1 protein-coding gene is annotated in these 557 nt (G+C 39.3%); it reads right to left on the bottom strand.

All coding sequences use genetic code 11. The features are described from left to right. Positions 1–91 precede the first annotated feature (91 nt). Positions 92–557 (bottom strand): hypothetical protein (locus tag Q4Q49_RS22135; RefSeq protein ID WP_312000461.1); only part of this gene is annotated, 466 nt, incomplete at its 5' end.

Below are 557 nucleotides of genomic sequence, written 5' to 3'. Positions count from 1 at the left end.
CTTTGTAGTGGATTGTTTTGTGGTAGCGTAGCGCAAACCGCAAAACAAGTAACGAAAAAGCCGTCAGACTGCCTTGCCTTGTTAGCAGTGTTCAAAGTACGAGCTCTCTAATTACAGGGATCTCAATAAGCTTTTCTAGATACTCTTCAGAAATACACTGCAATTGAGCTACCTCACATTCATGAGGTAAAGAAAAGCGTAGAAACATGCCGTTTTTCACTAGCACATCATTTAATGCACGTTCTTGAATACTTTTGGTCCAAAGTCCGTTAGGGACCTTCTTTGTTAGTTGTATTAGCTCAAGGCCATGAGGCTCGAACATATTTATATTTGCTAGAAACCTTTCCGTTGTCATTTGGAGATCTACAATTGGGCACCTTATTTCAACATCTTTCATGTACTCTGATGGTGAAATTGGAAAGTCGGCCTTCCACCACTCTAACCTCGAATTTGGCATGTGCTGCTGTAACCAGACATATTCTATTTCTGGATTTAAGATGTGCTTTAAAATGGAAGCACTACAGCTATCGAAATTTATTGTAAATAGACTCATGTTT

The sequence above is a fragment of the Shewanella sp. SP1S1-7 genome (genome assembly GCF_031932105.1).
GTDB lineage: Bacteria > Pseudomonadota > Gammaproteobacteria > Enterobacterales > Shewanellaceae > Shewanella > Shewanella baltica.
Note: the sequence above shows the minus strand (reverse complement) of the source record. Positions and strands in the feature narration are given on the sequence as shown.